This window comes from Agathobaculum sp. LCP25S3_E8 (genome assembly GCF_052117165.1).
GTDB lineage: Bacteria > Bacillota > Clostridia > Oscillospirales > Butyricicoccaceae > Agathobaculum.
Genome location: NZ_JBQKJR010000069.1, coordinates 1 through 16,082 on the forward strand (window position 1 = coordinate 1; position 16,082 = coordinate 16,082).

Consider the following 16,082-nt stretch of genomic DNA (forward strand, 5'->3'; position numbering starts at 1 on the left):
CTGCCGCAGTTTTCCTGCGTTCCGCTACGCTCCACTTCGGAAAACTGCGCTGTATTACCATGCTTTTCAGATTTTGGGTGTTTCCAGACTGCACATTTCTTGACATTTCCACTATAAATCGAAATACTGATTGCCTGTACCCGAATCATTTTTGTATCTTGATTTTCCGAAACCATTTAATAATACTCGGACCATTTTCGGTCATAAAACCGCCTTTTCGGGTGGTTTTTCTTCTTTTATCAATTTTCTTGATTGAAAAATCTATTTTACATCATACGGTTTACTATTGTTGGTTCGTCCCAGAATATAATCGGTGGAGACCTTATAGTAGTCCGCCAATTTTAGAAGATGAATTACAGGAATGGTTTGAAACCCACGCTCGTAGCGGGAATACACCGTCTGGCTGATTCCTAAAATTTTCGCCACATCCTCCTGCCGCAGATCCCGGTCTTCCCGCAAATCTCTCAGTCGTTGAAATAACATACCGCCCACCGCCTTTAGTACTGATTAATACTATTGACGATACCGCAGATTTTCATTAGAATGTTGATTATAGAACTTATAAGTACTAAGGCGGTGGTTGTATGGAGCTGTATCAGGAGATCCTTTGTCATGTGTTTGCAAACGAAAAAATTCAGGTTTCCTTCCCAGAACTTATCAATACAGACGTAGCAAAGATTGTGGAACTGGAATGCTACAAGGCTCTGGGCAAAATTAAAGCCATCCTGGAGGATGACGCATTGGCGGACAGCGAATGCTTTCAGCAAATCGAGGAAATCGTCTGTACCTTTGAAGAGCTAGGTTCCGGCGGCGGCAATCGGCATGATTTTGGATGACTCTACAGACAAGTAACCGCTCGCTGAATATCTTCGGAATTCAGCGGGCGGTTATCTTTGCCGATTGCTTGTTAAAAACTGATATTATTTCCTCAACTTGCTCCCGTTCTGTTGTCAGCGATACCTCCGGTTCTTTCGGCTCCATAAGCGCTATTTGTGGAGCGGCTACAGTGGGTATTGGGCTTGGTGCAAATGTTTCCTTGATCATCTCTGTTCCGGTTGACACAGCAGCACAATGCTTGTATGAACGCTTGCAGATGTGGAGATTCTTTGCTATGCTGATACTAATTGCATAATAAACCAAGAAAGCGAGCATAAACGATGATTTTCTATTTTTCCGGAACAGGAAACTCGGCGTGGGCGGCCCGGCAGCTGGCCCGACTCACCGGGGATAAGGCCTATGATATCACCAACCTGAATCAGCTGCCGGATCTGGACAGCGCCGGGCAGATCGGGTTTGTCTTTCCGGTCTACGCCTGGGGCGCACCGGAGATCATGGCGAAATTTGCGAAAAAGCTGCCCAAGACCCAGTCGTTCACCTTCGGCGTATGCACCTGCGGTGGAGACGCCGGCCTTGCCATGAAGCATTTTTCCAAGGTGTATCCCCTCAGCAGCAGTTACAGTCTGGTGATGCCCAACAACTACATCATCGGCTCCGATACCGACAACGAGCGTGAAATCCGCCAAAAGATCACCGCTGCCCGTGCGGAACTGAAACGGATAGCTCAGGAGATCCAGCAGCAGGAGCCGGTGTACCGTGTCCATGAGGGTGGTCTGGCCGGGGTGAAGTCCCATCTTGCCAACTTCGGGTTCAATAAATTTGCCCGAAGCGCCAAGCCCTTCTTTGCCGAGGATAGCTGCAACGGCTGCGGCCTGTGCATGAAAAACTGTCCAGCCCGTGCCATTACCCTCCGAGACGGTAAACCCGTCTGGGCGGCACAGTGCTTCCAGTGCCTGCGCTGCATCAACGAATGTCCCCAGCAGGCCATCCAATACGGAAAATCCACAGCTGGGCGGCGGCGCTACACCATCCAAGAGTATCTGCCTCAGGACGAACAATGAGGTGTGCCGCTATGAACAAAACTCCAATGTCCCGGCGCAAAAAATGGCTTTTCGCCGGTGGAATCCTTGTTCTGATACTGGCTATTCTGGTGGGTGCGTTTTTCTGGTATGTGTCCGATTATTACCGGGCGGAAGATGTGGCTCTGGAGGTAATGTCCCAGGACAGCACCATCGAAGTGCAGAACAATCTGACCATCCTGTCCCCAAGCTATCCCACCGACACTGCCATGATCTTCTATCCCGGTGCCAAAGTGGAGGCAGAAGCCTATCTGCCCCTCCTGGATCAGATCCGGCAGACGGGAGTAACCTGTATTCTGGTGCATATGCCGTTCCACATGGCGATTTTTGATGCCAATGCGGCAGAAGAAGTCATTGCCCAGTTCCCGGAGTACCAGCATTGGTACATAGCGGGACACTCCATGGGCGGCGGCATGGCCTCCAAGTTTGCCTCGGAACATCCCGATCTGATGGACGGCCTGATTTTGATGGGTGCTTACATTTATGGTGACTATCCGGATGAGAACACCCTGACCATCTACGGCTCCCTCAACCAGAGTGTGGAGGACAAAATCGACTATACGGAGAACATTGTGGAGATCGAGGGCGGCAACCACGCCCAGTTCGGCAACTACGGCCCCCAGAAGGGAGATCTCCCCGCCACCATCTCCGCCGAGGAACAGCAGGCTCAGACCGTAGAGGCCATCGAAGCTTTTCTGGCGCAAAGGGATAACTGACAGAAAGCGGAGCGCTCACATTGATATGTACCCAGGATTCTGGACACATTAAAAATTGAATTAGGAGCACATGGATGCCTCTCTGAATTTTGCGGGAGGCATCCATTTTGTTTTCGCTTGGATTCTTTCGTTGTTGTAGTAATTTATGTAGCCGTCAACAGCCTTAGCAAACGTTTCAAAAGAGGAATACTCTTTTTCATGCCCGTAGAACATCTCGTTTTTCATCCGTCCAAAGAAGGTCTCCATGATGCAATTGTCGTAACAGTTACCCTTCCTTGACATAGATTGAATGATTTTGTGATCTTTAAGTGCCTGCCTGAAGTACACGTGCTGGTACTGCCACCCTTGATCAGAGTGAAAAATCAGGCCATCTACAGAGGGAAACTTCGCAAAGGCACCGGCCAACATTCTCTGGATCTGTTCCATATTGGCACTTTGAGATAAATCATAAGAAATGATTTCGTTTGTGTTCATGTCGAGTATGGGAGAGAGATAGCACTTCCCCCACGAAAAAACGAACTGAGATACATCGGTAGTCCATTTTTGCATAGGAGCTGTCGTGCTGAAATCTCGGTCAAGGATATTCTCCGCAACCTTGCCGACCTCGCCTTTGTAGGAATGATACTTTTCCTTTGGGTGCTTTCCTGCCAACCCCATAGTGTGCATAAGCCGTTGTACCCGCTTATGATTAACCTTGTGGCCACGCTTTATAAGTTCCTGATATACTCTTCGCACACCGTAGCGACCTTTATGCTGTGAGAAAATGTCCTTGATTTCATCTGCCAAGCAATGGTTTCGAACAGCAACTTGATCGGCCTTGCTCAACTCAAAATAATAGGTAGACCGTGCCATCTGCATAGACTTCAACAGATATTTCAATTGGTATCCTTTTTCGCGCAGCTCTTTGATGATCGCTGCTTTCTCGCCTTGAGTTGCGCTGCGTGCTTCTCTTCTCTCAAGGCGATCTCTTTTTTATGACTTCATTCTCCGCCTTTATATACTTGTTTTCTGCCCGAAGCCGGATCAATTCTTCTCGTTCAGATTCATTAAGTGGCTTTGCTTCTTCTTTTTTCATGTGGGGTACCCCTTTACTTGGACCACCTTTTTTCATTTCTACCAGGCCATTATACCCCTTTGTTTTATATTTTTGAACCCATTGATACAATAGTCTATCTTGAATACCGGCCTCGATTGCCACTGACACACAGGATTTCCCGGACATTACTTGGGATACTAGTTCTAGCCGTTCTTCTGGTGTCCAGTTCCTGTTGAAATTTTTGTGTTTCAGTGCTTCTGGACCGCGGCTATCCTCTGTTCTTACCCATAGTCTCACTTTATCTCGAAAAGATTTATCCCTAATACCTTCTGGCGTTTCTGGCCATTTTCCTTCTCAATACAGTTCTACACATTTCTTTTTATACTCATATGTGTACCGCATAATAATACCCCCTCTACTGGGTGTCCAGTAAAGGGGGTACATATCAACATGGGCGCTCCGCTTTTCATAGCTCTCTTTGCAGGTACACCATATCCACCAGCTGCACCCCGCACTCGTAGATGGGGTGGTCGTAGTGGTCAGTAAAAAAGTTCTTGACCAGATGGTGCCTGCGAAAGCCGCAGGATTTATAAAACGGGATAGTGGACGGGCTGTCTCCGGTGCCAACCTGCAGCACCGTATACTGCGCCCTGTAAGTTCGGACAAGGAAGTTCACCAAAGCTTTTCCGTATCCCTTGCCCTGACAGTCCGGCGCTACGGCAATGTTTTTCAGTTCCAGAATGCCGCCGCCCTCGTCCGTTACCACACATTCAGCCTTGACCCCATCATCCTCCAGCACATACATGGTCCCACGCTCCAGATAACGGTCGATCATATCCTCCTGTTCATCCGCCAGCAGCAACAAATCGACATACGCCTTTTTGTGATCAATGACTTCCCGGATTTTCATATCTGCCGTCACCGCCTTTCGTATACCAAATTCACGACTCCGTTGTATGATTCCGTTCCAACCAGCTTCAGCGGAAGTTCCTGAGAAAGAAACATGACACACAGTTGTTGTATTATCTGACCAACCGGTCAGTTCCGTATTCTTTGATTAGGCGATATAAATTTTATAATGTTTGCCTTACGATTCCGTCTCATAGGGCCAAGTGTTGATACCGCCGAATTCATAGATGTTGGTGTAGCCCAGTTCGGCCAGTGTGGAAGATGCCGTCTTACTACGGTTTCCACTGCGGCAGTAGACCAGCACCGTGGCGTCCTTTTCCGGGATCACCTCAGCGGCAGTATCCTCATCGATGGTACCCACCGGCAGCAAGACAGCACCGGGAATGTGTCCGCTGTCGTATTCGTCCTGCTCCCGCACATCCAGGATGATGACCTCCTCGGTGTCCATCATTTCTTTGGCTTCTTCCTGAGTGATCTGCTCATAAGAGCCGTTTGCGTCATTCCCACCGCATCCAGTCAACAGCAATAGCAGAGAAGAAAGTAAAATTGCAATTCGTTTCATTTGAGTTCCTCCAGAAGTCTGGCAGCAAAGGTTTTTTGGCCCTGCTCCGTGAAATGTACGCCGTCATAGGCCAAGGAGATATCCCACTTTCCAGCATCGGCAAATCGAATATCCAGTTGCTTTGCCAAGCGCTGACAGAGCTGGGCAAAGGTATGGGAATCATCAATGAGCTGCTGGCTGGGTACCCACTCGCCCAGAGTCATCGGTGGTGGGGCAATCAGCAGGATCTTGCTTCGGGCCAGAGAGATGTCTAAGAGGAACCGCTCCAATCTCTCAGCGGCCTGCTCAGGACTACACCCCTGGAGCAGATCGTTGGTTCCCAGCATGACGATCAGCAGATCTGTATCAGCAGGGAAGGCAGGAACGGCAGAAGGGATCTCCCGGCCATTCTGCCCCATGTTGCAAACGATCCAGCCGGTTTCCGCAGCTAAGATATCCACCCACCGGCTTTCTGCGTCATAACGTCCGCCGAAATAGCCCCGGGGGTCATAGCCGTAGGTGTTGGAATCGCCGAAACAAATGATCTTCATCCCGTGCTTTTCCTTTCGCTGTATTCTCGTGTTTCCCAGTGTAGTCAATAAATCTTCTATCTAATTTTTCTTCCCACTCAATCGTTTTAGTCTTGTTAGGATTTCCTCATCTGCCGGGCAGAACTCATACTGATCAATCTCATTTACCGTGATCCAACGGATGTCATTATGCTCCATTTTCTGGGGAATACCCTCCCGAATAGTAGCATGAAACAGCGTCAGATGGACCGTCAAATCAGGGTATTCGTGAACCACATCCATGAACACCTCACCCACATCCAGAGTGATAGCCAACTCCTCCTGACATTCGCGAATAAGTGCCTGTTCTTTGGTTTCTCCTGGCTCTACCTTACCGCCAACAAACTCCCACAGCAACCCTCTGGCCTTATGCGCCGGGCGCTGGCAAATCATAAACTTGTCCTGATCCCAGATCAGGGCCGCTACTACTTCAGTCATTTATCCCACCACCAATTTATTTGTCTTCTTCAAAAACTTCGCCGGAATCGGTCGATCCAGCCGCCAGGTGATATTCATGGGCCTACTTCCGTCATGCTTTACATAATTCGCCGTTCCTAAGAAAGTATAGGCTGCTGCACTACCTGTGATCCGGTCCGCCTTAAACTCCCGTACAAACAGCAGCACCTTACTCCCACGCTCCCGATGATGGATGTACCGTTGTCCGGTTGGCGAATCCGCCGCCGTGGTGCTCTGGCTTTGCCAGTGAAACAGGCTCTCATTGATGGAGTAGTCGTTATACATGGTGGTAGGTGAGTAGTCCTTATCGGCCTTATTCAGCGTCACAAAGAACACATCCAGTTGCTTCTCTCGCAGCCACTTGACGCCCTCGCGCACCGTCGCCGGTTTCAAGAAATCCAACGCCACCAGCAGTTGATCACGGGTATAGGTACAATGGAGGTCCAGTGGGCAGTCAAAGCCCAGGTCCACCGGCTCGTCAATGAAGTCGATCTGCTCATACCGATAGCGGAGCAGATCCAAAAGCTCACCCAGCAGCACGGGACTATCCGAGAGGGAATGCAGGTTGCCCAGCACCTCATCGGATTCCCAACTCTCTGCCGCCTTGCCCCAAACGGTCACATAGAACATCTGGAGCATCCGCTGTTCCAGTTCACTCAGCGCCGTGAAGTCCACATCGTCCAGATGGGGCAGCAGGTCCAGCAAAAAACGTATCCAGCGCCGGGAGTCCACAACGGCCAACCGACCAAAGGCTTTTGTAAGTACATCCTCCAGCGGTTCATTAAAGTCCTCAATTGCATCCGCCCGGGCACAAATGCGGGAGAAGGACGAAAACTTGTAAATTGCCCTGGGGTCCAGATGGTAATAGTCCAGAAAATTTGCCAGGGTCAGCTTCAATCCGCTATCTTCGGTAAAGCTGGCCACCCGAGACACCAGCCCGGCGGTATTGCCATAGGAAGCACGAATGTTATCCAGAATATACTTGGCAGCTTTCTTTTCCAGCTGTATGTAGCAGCCTTTGGGTGCGGAGACAAATCCGTCCTTGATCTCCCGGGTCACGCTGCGGATGGTATTGGATAACAGGGCAGCGAACTTATCCTCAAAGTTATACCGCTTGTTGGCCTGACCGATAAAGTCCAGCACAGTCAGGCATTCCTTATCTTCCGCAAGCCGCAGACCACGGCCCAGCTGCTGAAGGAAAATCGTCAAGGATTCCGTGGGCCGCAGGAATAGCACCGTGTTGACCTCCGGTATGTCTACGCCCTCATTATAGATGTCCACCACAAAGATAAAACGCACCTCTCCGCTGACCAGCCGTCCTTTGGCGGTTTTTCTCTCCTCATCGGTGGATTTTCCCGTCAGAAAGATGGACGAAATCCCGTGGTCGTTAAAATAGTGGCACATAAACTCTGCATGCTCAATGGACACGCAGAAGCCCAGCCCTTTGACCTCATCAATATCAGTCACATACTTCAGAAGCGAGGACACTACCAGATCAGCACGGCGGCTGGCCACGGCACCGCTGAGGGTATAGAGATTGGAAAGCTCATTTTTGTCATAGCCGCCGGCGCTCCATCTCAACGTGTTCAGATCCACCGTGTCGGTGACGCCAAAATACTGGAAGGGACATAACAGCTTGCGGTCAATGGCCTCCGGCAGCCGGATTTCCGCGGCAATTCGGTTGCTAAAATAGGGCAGTACGCTCTTGCCGTCCATACGCTCCGGGGTGGCAGTCAGACCCAACAAGATTTTGGGCTGATAGTAGGTCAATAGCTTCTGATAGGTGGGCGCTACCGCATGGTGGAACTCGTCCACAACAATATAGTCGTATAAATCCAGAGCAGTTTTGCCGGCAAAATTCTGAGAATTGAAGGTCTGAATGGACAAAAACAGATGGTCAATGCTTTCCGGTCGGTAGCTGCCTACAAACAGTTCCCCGAAGTTGGCGTCTTTCAAAACTGCCCGGAAGGTGTACAGACTCTGCCGCAAAATCTCCTCCCGGTGTGCCACAAAGAGCAGCCTGCAGGGCTCACCTGGATGCTGCTTACAAAAACGCTTATAGTCCAGAGCGGAGATCACTGTTTTCCCGGTGCCGGTGGCGGCCACTACCAGGTTGCGGGTATAGCCTCGGACGGTGCGCTCCGCCTCCAGCTTGTCCAAAATCTCCTGCTGATAGGAGTAGGGCGCAATATCCATGGTATACACTTCGGCGTTGTTGGCGTCGAAGTATTTTTCTGCCTTCAGTGCCCGGGCCAGCCGCTCTTTCTGGCCCTCAGAGTAGTACTCAAACTCGCTGGAGTTCCAGTAGCTCTCGAAGGTGGCGGCAATCTTGTCGATGGTCTCAGGCAAATCCCGGCGAGTGACTTTTACATTCCATTCCAGACCGCTGGAGATAGCGGCGTTAGATAGGTTAGAAGAGCCTACATAGGCGGTAGTGAAACCGGTATCCCGGTAAAAAACGTAGGTCTTGGCGTGGAGGCGGGTACGTTTGGTGTCGTAGCTGACCTTGATTCTGGTGTTGAGCAGCTTGCGCAGTTCCTCAATGGCCTTCACATCGGTGGCCCCCATATAGGAGGTGGTGATAATCCGCAGCTCGCCGTCATTCTGGGTAAACTCCCGCAGCTCATCTATTAGGAGCCGCAGGCCGCTCCACTTGATAAAGGACACAAGCATGTCGATGCGGTCGGCGGAGACGATCTCCTTTTTGAGCTCCGTGTACATCTGGGGCTCATGGATGGCCCCGGTGAATAAGCTACTCTGGGCAATGGAGGTCTCTGGTCGAGGCAACACAGCAGCCGTTTTGCCAACGGCCAGCCTAGGGTCCTGCTCCCGCAAAAGCGCAAGAAGCTGCTCTGCCTTCTGATCGACACTCAGCGTAGCAAAGTCAGCTTCCTCAGTTATGTTCTGGATGAGATCTACAATCTTGTTGGCGAGGCCAATCTGCTTGGAGATGTCCCCGCCGTTATCTATCACATTCTCTAGGCCCTTTTGCACCACATCCGCCAGATACTGTGCCAACACCTTGGAGGCCTCCGCCTTATCAATGGGCACAACCGATTTGCGGGCATCTGGGATTTTCGAAAGCTCGCGGTTCAGGGCAGTATTGATGACTTGTTCATAAAGGCCAGGAGACAGCATTATATTTCACTCTTCCTATCTTCTCTTTATGGATGTATATTGTACTTAGTATAACTGGAATTCCAAAATCCGACAAGGACTTATTGGCAAATATCAACAAAACCATCCGGCTTTGTCGACAATGCGTTCACCATTATTTTGAAATAGTTTCGCACAATTTTTATCCAATAAACAGGACTTTCCTGTGTACTGCTCCCTATCAAAATAGAAAGCGGATGATTCAAACTATGTACACTTTCTCAACAAAGGGAAAAACAATATCCATTTTCACAAATTTTGAAGGAAACGCACCTATTATCTACCTCAACACCTTCTCTGGTGAAGGACAGAAGGTATACGAGGCCACGCAGACTGCCGGCTGCCCGCCGTTCACTTTGGTGACCATCAGCGATTTAGACTGGAACCATGACATGACACCCTGGGACAGCCCACCTGCTTTTAAAAATGCTGAGCCCTGCACCGGTGGTGCAGATGACTATTTGCGGCTCCTGACTGAGGAGATTATCCCAACGGCAGAGAAAGAGATTGGCGGAGTCCCTTATTGGCGAGGGATCGCTGGGTACTCTCTGGCAGGGCTGTTTGCGCTGTACGGCATCTACCACACAGACCTGTTTTCCCGTGTGGGCAGCATGTCCGGCTCTCTCTGGTTTCCCGGAATGAAGGAGTATATCTTCTCCCATGAGCCAAAGCACTGGCCGGACTGCATGTATTTCTCCCTAGGTGACAAGGAAAGCAAAACCCGAAACCCGGTTCTGCGAAGTGTTCGACAGAACACAGAGGAGATTCACGCCTTCTATCGTGGCAAGGGCATTGACACAGTGTTCCAGCTGAATCCAGGCAATCACTATAACCAAGCCGTGGAACGCACAGTTGCAGGCCTTTGTTGGCTCCTGAGCAGGTGAGGTAACTCCTCTCGTCAGACTGTATTCTTTGATTAGGCGTTCGAAAAACCGATACGCCTGAGGGACAGAAATGACTTGTATTCAATCTTTGCCAGAGGTACGATACCTCAAACCCAAACAGCGCCGGAGCACTTGGAAACAGTGAAAAAAATCATTTTGGCTGTATCAAAATGGCACTCCAGAACACGAAAAACTTGTATTTTTCTGGAATACCTAACTTTTCATACTATTTCAAGAAAAGATAACTGCCAGACATTTAATTGCTATTTTCCTTGTGCCAAAATAAAACACATATATAATATATATACCATCCCCCCTGGAGCGAAGCGGACAGGGGGATGGTTCCCCTGAGCGAAGCGATAGGAGCTCCCGGCACAGATCTAGTATAGCAAATGAAAGACAGAAAACAACTCTATCAAACCATCTACGTATTTTAAGGAGGAATCGAAATGAAAACCTATAAGCCTCTGGAGCCATATAGGGTAGCGAAGGAATTTAAAGAAAAAATGCCTTCTAAGAGTCATCTTTATAAGCAGTATATTATAGCCCTATTGACAGCGATTATCTTTTCATCTTTCACTTTTATATCATTTATGGATATCGACTTTATTCGATATCCACTTGCTTTTACGATATACATTGTTGTCATAATAGGGATGAGCTTTCTGTTCCGCAAACAAAATCCAGTGATAGACAGTGAAATAAATCATAAAAGAATCATGGAATCGATTTTGAAGAAATATCATGCTGACTACAATTCATATTCTTTGCTGATGGTGCAGCACCTCATAAAAAAATATAAGGAAGAAATGTGCGAACAGCCGAGCTTCAATCTGCAAAAGCTATGGTCCGTTGTGGTGGCTGCTTCAAGTGTTCCGTTTTTAACGTATGCCTTAGAACACAACGATCCAATAGAAGTGACTTTTATCGTAGCCATCGCGGTGTCTGTCTACTGTTTGATTCAAATGGTTCGTGTCCTGTGCGCTCTATATTTTGATCCTCCATATAAAATTCTGATTGAAGCGCTGGAGTATATTGAGCTGGACTTTTTGGCAGAAGAGAACCGAATACGGTAATCGTACCCGAGACTGGAGAGAGCGTTATGGAGAAAGGCCTGCTGCAGAATTTTTCATTTCTTCGACATGCACCTGTCTGTACGGTATCATTCTCGAGTTTATACACACAAACATACTGTGCGATGAACAACGCACGGAATCCCTATTTTCCCATCAGCGTATCATATTTTAACACGCCCATCTCGGGAAAGTCCGCCAGCTGCGCGACCGCTCGCAAAATTTTCTTTGGTAATTTTTCAGCGTGAGGATTTCCCACCTGTGTCACGTAGTATGTCACAAACTCCCGAAACTCATTGTGCGCCTAGTTGAGCCACTCAATCCTTATGCAACAGTGCCTCCACATCCGCTTCCATCTCAGACATGGAATAGGTCTTTGCACCAGCCATCCGGTTTTGTTCGCGGCGAAGCATTTCTGCCAATAGATTCAGCTCCGCTTCCCGCTTTTCCCATACTTCTAATGGGACAAATACCATTTCGCCGTCTCCATTGCGAGTCAGGAAGATCGGCTCCTGTTTTTCCTTCGACAGTTTTACCATACCATCATAATCATTGCGCAATGCAGTTGCAGACCGTATCATCATTGTCCTCACTCCAATCGGTACTTATTATGTCCTAATCATAAAATAATTCATACCGATCGTCAATCATACTGTTTTTTTAGAGCGCGGCTGAGAAAGCCTACTGCGTAAGCTGTGGGAGTATGTCATATCTTCCCGGCAATCATCGAGCGTGACCGCCGGAGAATATGCCGATGCAAAGAAACAACATATGTTATAGACGAAAATAATCACTTGGTATATTGCAAGGAATACGGTGCAATTTTAGACCCATGGAGTGTGTTATTTGAAATAACAGGTCGGTGGGAAAAATTGCAAAGACCGTAGAAAGCGGAAAAGAAAAAAATCATGAAATCTTAGATTTCTCCTGCCGCAGACGCCACAAATAGTGCCGCACAACGACTTCCGAGCGGTTATGACCCAGAGACGAAGAAACACGCAGAAGTGCAGCTCGATCCCAAACATAGCCCTGCCTGTCACGGTACCGGGTAGGGCGGGATTTGTCATGCTCCATTGTGCGGTCCGAAGGTTTTATCGTATCGATTGGACGGGCAAACGCCAGATATAGCTCACAGGCATACATGCTGCGGATACCGTGGACATCGATGCGATCTGGAATCTTCGGGCAGATCTTTTCATCCGGATCGCAGAAGGACAAAATTCGGTGCACAACATCATTGTACTTGGGCAGGATCTCGATGGTACGCATACGGCCGCCCTTAGTCCAAACGGTCTTTTCACCCGGGAATTTCAGATGGTCGGGATTGCCGGACAGATGGCAGACATAGTGCGTTCCGGTAAAGTGAAAATTGGACGGACACACCTGCTCTGCTTCGTCGCGGCGCAATCCGGTAGCACGACAAATCTGCATGATTGCTGCCACGCAAACAGGACCGTGTTGCAGACGGTACTGCAACTGACGGTTAAACTTCTCTTCTGTGTAGCTGCGACTGCGCGTAGCATCTTCCGCACGAACGGTCGGACGGGCGTTGTGTACCTGATTCATCGTACAGCCATGCACGAAAGCAAGAGCAGCCGCATACTGCTTGATGGTGGTAGGTGCATAGGCATGCGTGTTGATCAGATGCTGGATAAATTCATGGTCATAATGCCGCTTCTTTGCAATTTGAAGACGATGGCAATCAGGATGATTTTCTTTTATCCAGCGTGCATACTGTGTCAGACAGTTGGCATAGCTGTTGATCGTGTCATCGGAATGCAGCAAATCGCTGGACATGCGCTCGCTTCCTGCTGCAATGTTGCGTGCGCGTTCGCTATGCTTGCTGATACCCTTACCGAGACTGGATAACAGCTTTTGTTCACAGGCCTGTGCAAAACGAGTGGGAACAACTTGTGCGATATTCATAAAATCAGAATCCTTTCTCTGATGGTCGGGGGCGGATAGGGGAACGGTGGCATCTCACCCTTGTAGGTGCCTGCAAACAGCCGTCATGGGAAACGCATCCCGTGGTATAGCTGCCGATGCCTTGCTGTTGAAACAATCAACCGGCATGTACACATGGACGAAACCAGCGATGCCGATGCGCGGGGAAAAGTCTGGCGTGGGCGTCGGTTTGGGGATTGCAGAAAGAAACGCATCTTTCTATATGACCCTTGCCGCATCCTCCCACTGGGTGGATAAACTGACAGAATAAATTTTCATCTGGTTATATGGTGGTTAGATAAGGTGCGATCCGTCAGCCTAAAATCGGCTGCTTCGCAGTATAGGAAGTGAAAACAGGAATTTTGGGACAGGGCTAGGACACGGAAAACACAGCTTTTGACGCGAGACAGATAGGTCTTTTTTAATGAAAAAACAGATGTCCTTGGCAAGCAAAAAAATTCTTGAAAAATTTTTTATTGATCTTTCTCTCCTTATATTGAAAATGCTCCGTTAAAAATGATATAAAAAAACACACTTACCTCATAGAAAGAGTAAGTGTGTGGCAGATTTAATTACTTTTCTTATCCTTTTTTATGTTCGCTTTTATATTACATAGGCATCATAACATGGGAATATGAAAGTTGTCAAATTCCATGATTACTTTGGTCGGTTGAGGTTCCGCTGGTTTTACAGGCACTGACAATACACCGAAACATTTACACTCCACATAACAAACACTATACTTACAATGTAAAGAGGTGTGACAGATGGATACCAACATGACGTTTCCGGTCAGACTGGATACTCCGTCGCCTGCCATGACACGGGAACAGATGCTGACCGATACGAACGATATTTTGGAGGATTATGCGCAGGACTACAAGAAAATGTCCGAATAACTTGGCACACAGAAAGAGCGCTTTTGTCCCGGACGGCGCAATCAAGGTCTGCATCTTTTACACGGCACATAGCCCTTTTCGATCAGTGCTTCTCGTGAACCGAAGTAATCCTCCCGGTTGGATGGCTTGATATCCTCCACACTGGAGCAGCTCGGCCGATGGAATTTGCGCGTGTTGTGATTGAGCACATAGCTTGACTCCTCCTCGGGCGGTGCTTGTATGGTCGGCTCAGAAGGGGCTGCATCTGCCAATGCACTTTCCCCGGTGGCATAGTTGATTTGCACGCCGGGCTGGACATTGAAGGCATAGACACAAAAGCAAATCCCTGCACCGCTGTCCTCGACCGAATATCCCTCCATAAGAACACCGCTTGCCAGCAGGTTATCGCCCTCGAAAACCGGTGTCACCCGATAGAGCACATGGTTGCCCGTCTGCTGCACATAGTCTGCCACCTGATTTTCAAACGGCAGCATCCCCTCGATGTTCAGATACCGCGTACCAGTGATCAGATTGCGTTCATTCGCGTTTTCAGCGGTTAGTTGGTATCCGATCAGGTGACAGCGATTATATAGATATTTGCCGTCTACGCAGTCGTATTTGACCAGATGCCAACCGCTCGGCTTTACTTGTCCGATGCTATCACGCTCTTCGGTCGGCATCAGATCTTGTCCCACGCCAGCAAACACCGTACCGCAACGACCCAGTGCATCTAGCGGGCTGTACGTCTCGAAGGATTGGTCGGCGATCTCGTCGTCTGTGAAAAAGGGGATATTGTTATGGATCTCGGTATAGGGCACGCCTGCATACTGCGGGATTTCCCATTGCAGTTGTGGGTTGTCTTCGGGCAAGGTCGCTTGGAATACGCTGCTGTTCGGTGTCTGCTCGGTTGTTCCGCTGACTGTGTCGGGGCTACTGCTCGCTTGCGCGAGATCTGCTTTGCATCCGGACAGGATCAGAAGTACCCAGACCAGTAATATACCCCATCGCTCGATTTTCTGCTTCATACAAACCCCGCTTTCTGCTGATATGACTGCTGTGTTATACCCATAAATTGATACAGATCTGAGCGCATTGTGGAAAACGCGATACACGGAAATAAGAATCGTTCCGGAGGCCTTGAAATGATCAGCTATGAGCCGCTTTTCAGAACCATGAAAGAAAAAGGAATCACATCGTATAAGCTACAAAAAATGGGCTTCAACCGTGCGACCTACTATTCGATGAAATGCGGCAAAAGCGTATCCACCAAAACCATTGATCTGCTTTGCAGGTTGCTGGACTGTCATGTTGAAGATATCATGCAATATATAGAAGAAAATGACGAAAAAACACGATAAAGTGGATTTTCGTCATTTTTTATAGAGCATTTTCTGTATGCCTCGAATCATCAATGACCATTCCACCAGAAGGTAACATGGCATTGCGACCCCAAATGCGAAAATCAGCAATAGCGCCCGTCTTGTTAAAGCTTTTATACGGTTTCCCTTTTCACTCTGTATAGGCAATATTGCCCATAACACTATATCACTATTATAGGCAATAATAGAGATATATCAAGTGAGAGAAAGGGGACTGCTCAGTGATCTCCTATGCACCGTTGTGGAAAACGATGGAGCATCGTGGCGCAACTACCTATACATTGCAAATCATGGGCGGCATCAGCAGTTCCACCATTCGTCGATTGAAAGCCGGTGAGTCCGTATCCACCAATACGCTGGACGCGTTGTGTAAGGTGTTGGATTGTGATTTGACAGATATCGTCGAATACCTGCCGGAGCAGTGAATAGCTCTCTGCCAAGCCGCCAATTACGCTCTTATGGGATAACCTCAGCATCTAATTACAAAAGCAAAATCCGGCCTTTCAAGGCCGGATTTCAGTCTGTCGAAAAAGTCCAGCAAAAGCTGGGCTTTTTCGTTTGAGCGCGGTAAAATAGGAATAGGTGGTGAGAGCAATGCTGGAACGAGGAAAAATGGATCGGGATG

General features: G+C 48.6%; 19 protein-coding genes. 8 read left to right on the forward strand and 11 right to left on the reverse strand.

Translation table 11 applies throughout. From position 1 onward, the window contains the following. Positions 1–261: 261 nt before the first annotated feature. Positions 262–483 (reverse strand): helix-turn-helix domain-containing protein, encoded by a 222-nt coding sequence (locus tag ACTQ34_RS15785; RefSeq protein ID WP_373165104.1) that lies wholly within the window; start codon positions 481–483, stop codon positions 262–264. 101 nt (positions 484–584) lie between these two features. Between ACTQ34_RS15785 and ACTQ34_RS15790 the strand changes: the two genes are divergently transcribed. The 3 genes from ACTQ34_RS15790 (at position 585) to ACTQ34_RS15800 (ending at position 2,632) form a co-directional block, all read left to right on the forward strand. Then, positions 585–836: a hypothetical protein gene (locus ACTQ34_RS15790; protein WP_373165103.1), complete on the forward strand. Its 252-nt coding sequence runs from the start codon at positions 585–587 to the stop codon at positions 834–836. 321 nt (positions 837–1,157) lie between these two features. Next, positions 1,158–1,898: an EFR1 family ferrodoxin gene (locus ACTQ34_RS15795; protein ID WP_441364624.1), complete on the forward strand. Its 741-nt coding sequence runs from the start codon at positions 1,158–1,160 to the stop codon at positions 1,896–1,898. 11 nt (positions 1,899–1,909) lie between these two features. Then, a complete protein-coding gene (locus ACTQ34_RS15800; protein WP_441364625.1) occupies positions 1,910–2,632 on the forward strand; it encodes an alpha/beta fold hydrolase in 723 nt (240 codons plus the stop codon). A gap of 60 nt (positions 2,633–2,692) precedes the next feature. On the opposite strand, the gene ACTQ34_RS15805 is transcribed toward ACTQ34_RS15800, so the two are convergent. From ACTQ34_RS15805 to ACTQ34_RS15835, 7 genes are all read right to left on the reverse strand, one after another. Next, a complete protein-coding gene (locus ACTQ34_RS15805) occupies positions 2,693–3,544 on the reverse strand; it encodes an IS3 family transposase (RefSeq protein WP_441364638.1) in 852 nt (283 codons plus the stop codon). 43 nt (positions 3,545–3,587) lie between these two features. Continuing rightward, positions 3,588–3,854 carry a hypothetical protein gene (locus tag ACTQ34_RS15810; protein WP_441364639.1) on the reverse strand — a complete coding sequence of 89 codons (267 nt, stop codon included), beginning with the start codon at positions 3,852–3,854 and terminating at the stop codon, positions 3,588–3,590. Between the two features lie 280 nt (positions 3,855–4,134). Further along, positions 4,135–4,578: a GNAT family N-acetyltransferase gene (locus tag ACTQ34_RS15815; RefSeq protein ID WP_441364626.1), complete on the reverse strand. Its 444-nt coding sequence runs from the start codon at positions 4,576–4,578 to the stop codon at positions 4,135–4,137. Between the two features lie 177 nt (positions 4,579–4,755). Next, positions 4,756–5,139 carry a rhodanese-like domain-containing protein gene (locus tag ACTQ34_RS15820; protein WP_441364627.1) on the reverse strand — a complete coding sequence of 128 codons (384 nt, stop codon included), beginning with the start codon at positions 5,137–5,139 and terminating at the stop codon, positions 4,756–4,758. Then, the gene (locus tag ACTQ34_RS15825) at positions 5,136–5,669 is read right to left on the reverse strand and encodes a GDSL-type esterase/lipase family protein (RefSeq protein ID WP_441364628.1); all 534 of its coding nucleotides are present in this window, start codon (positions 5,667–5,669) and stop codon (positions 5,136–5,138) included. Before ACTQ34_RS15825 ends, ACTQ34_RS15820 begins: the two co-directional genes overlap by 4 nt. Before the next feature lie 60 nt (positions 5,670–5,729). Then, the gene (locus ACTQ34_RS15830; protein ID WP_441364629.1) at positions 5,730–6,125 is read right to left on the reverse strand and encodes a (deoxy)nucleoside triphosphate pyrophosphohydrolase; all 396 of its coding nucleotides are present in this window, start codon (positions 6,123–6,125) and stop codon (positions 5,730–5,732) included. Further along, positions 6,126–9,281: a DUF3427 domain-containing protein gene (locus tag ACTQ34_RS15835; RefSeq protein ID WP_441364630.1), complete on the reverse strand. Its 3,156-nt coding sequence runs from the start codon at positions 9,279–9,281 to the stop codon at positions 6,126–6,128. Positions 9,282–9,508: 227 nt separating this feature from the next. Between ACTQ34_RS15835 and ACTQ34_RS15840 the strand changes: the two genes are divergently transcribed. Both ACTQ34_RS15840 and ACTQ34_RS15845 read left to right on the forward strand, forming a co-directional pair. Further along, complete coding sequence (locus ACTQ34_RS15840) at positions 9,509–10,183, forward strand: alpha/beta hydrolase (protein WP_441364640.1); 675 nt, start codon at positions 9,509–9,511, stop codon at positions 10,181–10,183. Positions 10,184–10,632: 449 nt separating this feature from the next. Beyond that, the gene (locus tag ACTQ34_RS15845) at positions 10,633–11,259 is read left to right on the forward strand and encodes a hypothetical protein (RefSeq protein WP_441364631.1); all 627 of its coding nucleotides are present in this window, start codon (positions 10,633–10,635) and stop codon (positions 11,257–11,259) included. A gap of 314 nt (positions 11,260–11,573) precedes the next feature. Here the strand turns inward: ACTQ34_RS15845 and ACTQ34_RS15850 are convergent, their stop codons facing one another. Both ACTQ34_RS15850 and ACTQ34_RS15855 read right to left on the reverse strand, forming a co-directional pair. Beyond that, positions 11,574–11,840: a type II toxin-antitoxin system Phd/YefM family antitoxin gene (locus ACTQ34_RS15850; RefSeq protein WP_441364632.1), complete on the reverse strand. Its 267-nt coding sequence runs from the start codon at positions 11,838–11,840 to the stop codon at positions 11,574–11,576. Between the two features lie 322 nt (positions 11,841–12,162). After that, on the reverse strand, positions 12,163–13,182 hold the full coding sequence (locus ACTQ34_RS15855; RefSeq protein ID WP_441364633.1) for a hypothetical protein: 1,020 nt from the start codon (positions 13,180–13,182) through the stop codon (positions 12,163–12,165). 785 nt (positions 13,183–13,967) lie between these two features. Here ACTQ34_RS15855 and ACTQ34_RS15860 point away from each other — a divergent pair. Further along, on the forward strand, positions 13,968–14,099 hold the full coding sequence (locus ACTQ34_RS15860; RefSeq protein WP_441364634.1) for a hypothetical protein: 132 nt from the start codon (positions 13,968–13,970) through the stop codon (positions 14,097–14,099). 41 nt (positions 14,100–14,140) lie between these two features. Here ACTQ34_RS15860 and ACTQ34_RS15865 read toward each other — a convergent pair whose 3' ends face one another. After that, positions 14,141–15,103 (reverse strand): DNA/RNA non-specific endonuclease, encoded by a 963-nt coding sequence (locus ACTQ34_RS15865; RefSeq protein WP_441364635.1) that lies wholly within the window; start codon positions 15,101–15,103, stop codon positions 14,141–14,143. Between the two features lie 117 nt (positions 15,104–15,220). Between ACTQ34_RS15865 and ACTQ34_RS15870 the strand changes: the two genes are divergently transcribed. After that, a complete protein-coding gene (locus tag ACTQ34_RS15870) occupies positions 15,221–15,436 on the forward strand; it encodes a helix-turn-helix domain-containing protein (RefSeq protein WP_441364636.1) in 216 nt (71 codons plus the stop codon). Positions 15,437–15,678: 242 nt separating this feature from the next. Beyond that, positions 15,679–15,882 (forward strand): helix-turn-helix domain-containing protein, encoded by a 204-nt coding sequence (locus ACTQ34_RS15875; RefSeq protein WP_441364637.1) that lies wholly within the window; start codon positions 15,679–15,681, stop codon positions 15,880–15,882. The last annotated feature ends 200 nt before the right edge of the window (positions 15,883–16,082 follow it).

Excerpts from the sequence above, each read along its gene's own strand:
- ACTQ34_RS15870 (WP_441364636.1), top strand. The coding sequence starts at position 15,221 with ATGATCAGCTATGAGCCGCTTTTCAGAACCATGAAAGAAAAAGGAATC.
- ACTQ34_RS15835 (WP_441364630.1), bottom strand. The coding sequence starts at position 9,281 with ATGCTGTCTCCTGGCCTTTATGAACAAGTCATCAATACTGCCCTGAAC.
- ACTQ34_RS15785 (WP_373165104.1), bottom strand. The coding sequence starts at position 483 with ATGTTATTTCAACGACTGAGAGATTTGCGGGAAGACCGGGATCTGCGG.
- ACTQ34_RS15810 (WP_441364639.1), bottom strand. The coding sequence starts at position 3,854 with ATGTCCGGGAAATCCTGTGTGTCAGTGGCAATCGAGGCCGGTATTCAA.
- ACTQ34_RS15795 (WP_441364624.1), top strand. The coding sequence starts at position 1,158 with ATGATTTTCTATTTTTCCGGAACAGGAAACTCGGCGTGGGCGGCCCGG.
- ACTQ34_RS15850 (WP_441364632.1), bottom strand. The coding sequence starts at position 11,840 with ATGATGATACGGTCTGCAACTGCATTGCGCAATGATTATGATGGTATG.
- ACTQ34_RS15855 (WP_441364633.1), bottom strand. The coding sequence starts at position 13,182 with ATGAATATCGCACAAGTTGTTCCCACTCGTTTTGCACAGGCCTGTGAA.
- ACTQ34_RS15820 (WP_441364627.1), bottom strand. The coding sequence starts at position 5,139 with ATGAAACGAATTGCAATTTTACTTTCTTCTCTGCTATTGCTGTTGACT.
- ACTQ34_RS15825 (WP_441364628.1), bottom strand. The coding sequence starts at position 5,669 with ATGAAGATCATTTGTTTCGGCGATTCCAACACCTACGGCTATGACCCC.
- ACTQ34_RS15860 (WP_441364634.1), top strand. The coding sequence starts at position 13,968 with ATGGATACCAACATGACGTTTCCGGTCAGACTGGATACTCCGTCGCCT.
- ACTQ34_RS15800 (WP_441364625.1), top strand. The coding sequence starts at position 1,910 with ATGAACAAAACTCCAATGTCCCGGCGCAAAAAATGGCTTTTCGCCGGT.
- ACTQ34_RS15840 (WP_441364640.1), top strand. The coding sequence starts at position 9,509 with ATGTACACTTTCTCAACAAAGGGAAAAACAATATCCATTTTCACAAAT.
- ACTQ34_RS15790 (WP_373165103.1), top strand. The coding sequence starts at position 585 with ATGGAGCTGTATCAGGAGATCCTTTGTCATGTGTTTGCAAACGAAAAA.
- ACTQ34_RS15815 (WP_441364626.1), bottom strand. The coding sequence starts at position 4,578 with ATGAAAATCCGGGAAGTCATTGATCACAAAAAGGCGTATGTCGATTTG.
- ACTQ34_RS15865 (WP_441364635.1), bottom strand. The coding sequence starts at position 15,103 with ATGAAGCAGAAAATCGAGCGATGGGGTATATTACTGGTCTGGGTACTT.
- ACTQ34_RS15845 (WP_441364631.1), top strand. The coding sequence starts at position 10,633 with ATGAAAACCTATAAGCCTCTGGAGCCATATAGGGTAGCGAAGGAATTT.
- ACTQ34_RS15830 (WP_441364629.1), bottom strand. The coding sequence starts at position 6,125 with ATGACTGAAGTAGTAGCGGCCCTGATCTGGGATCAGGACAAGTTTATG.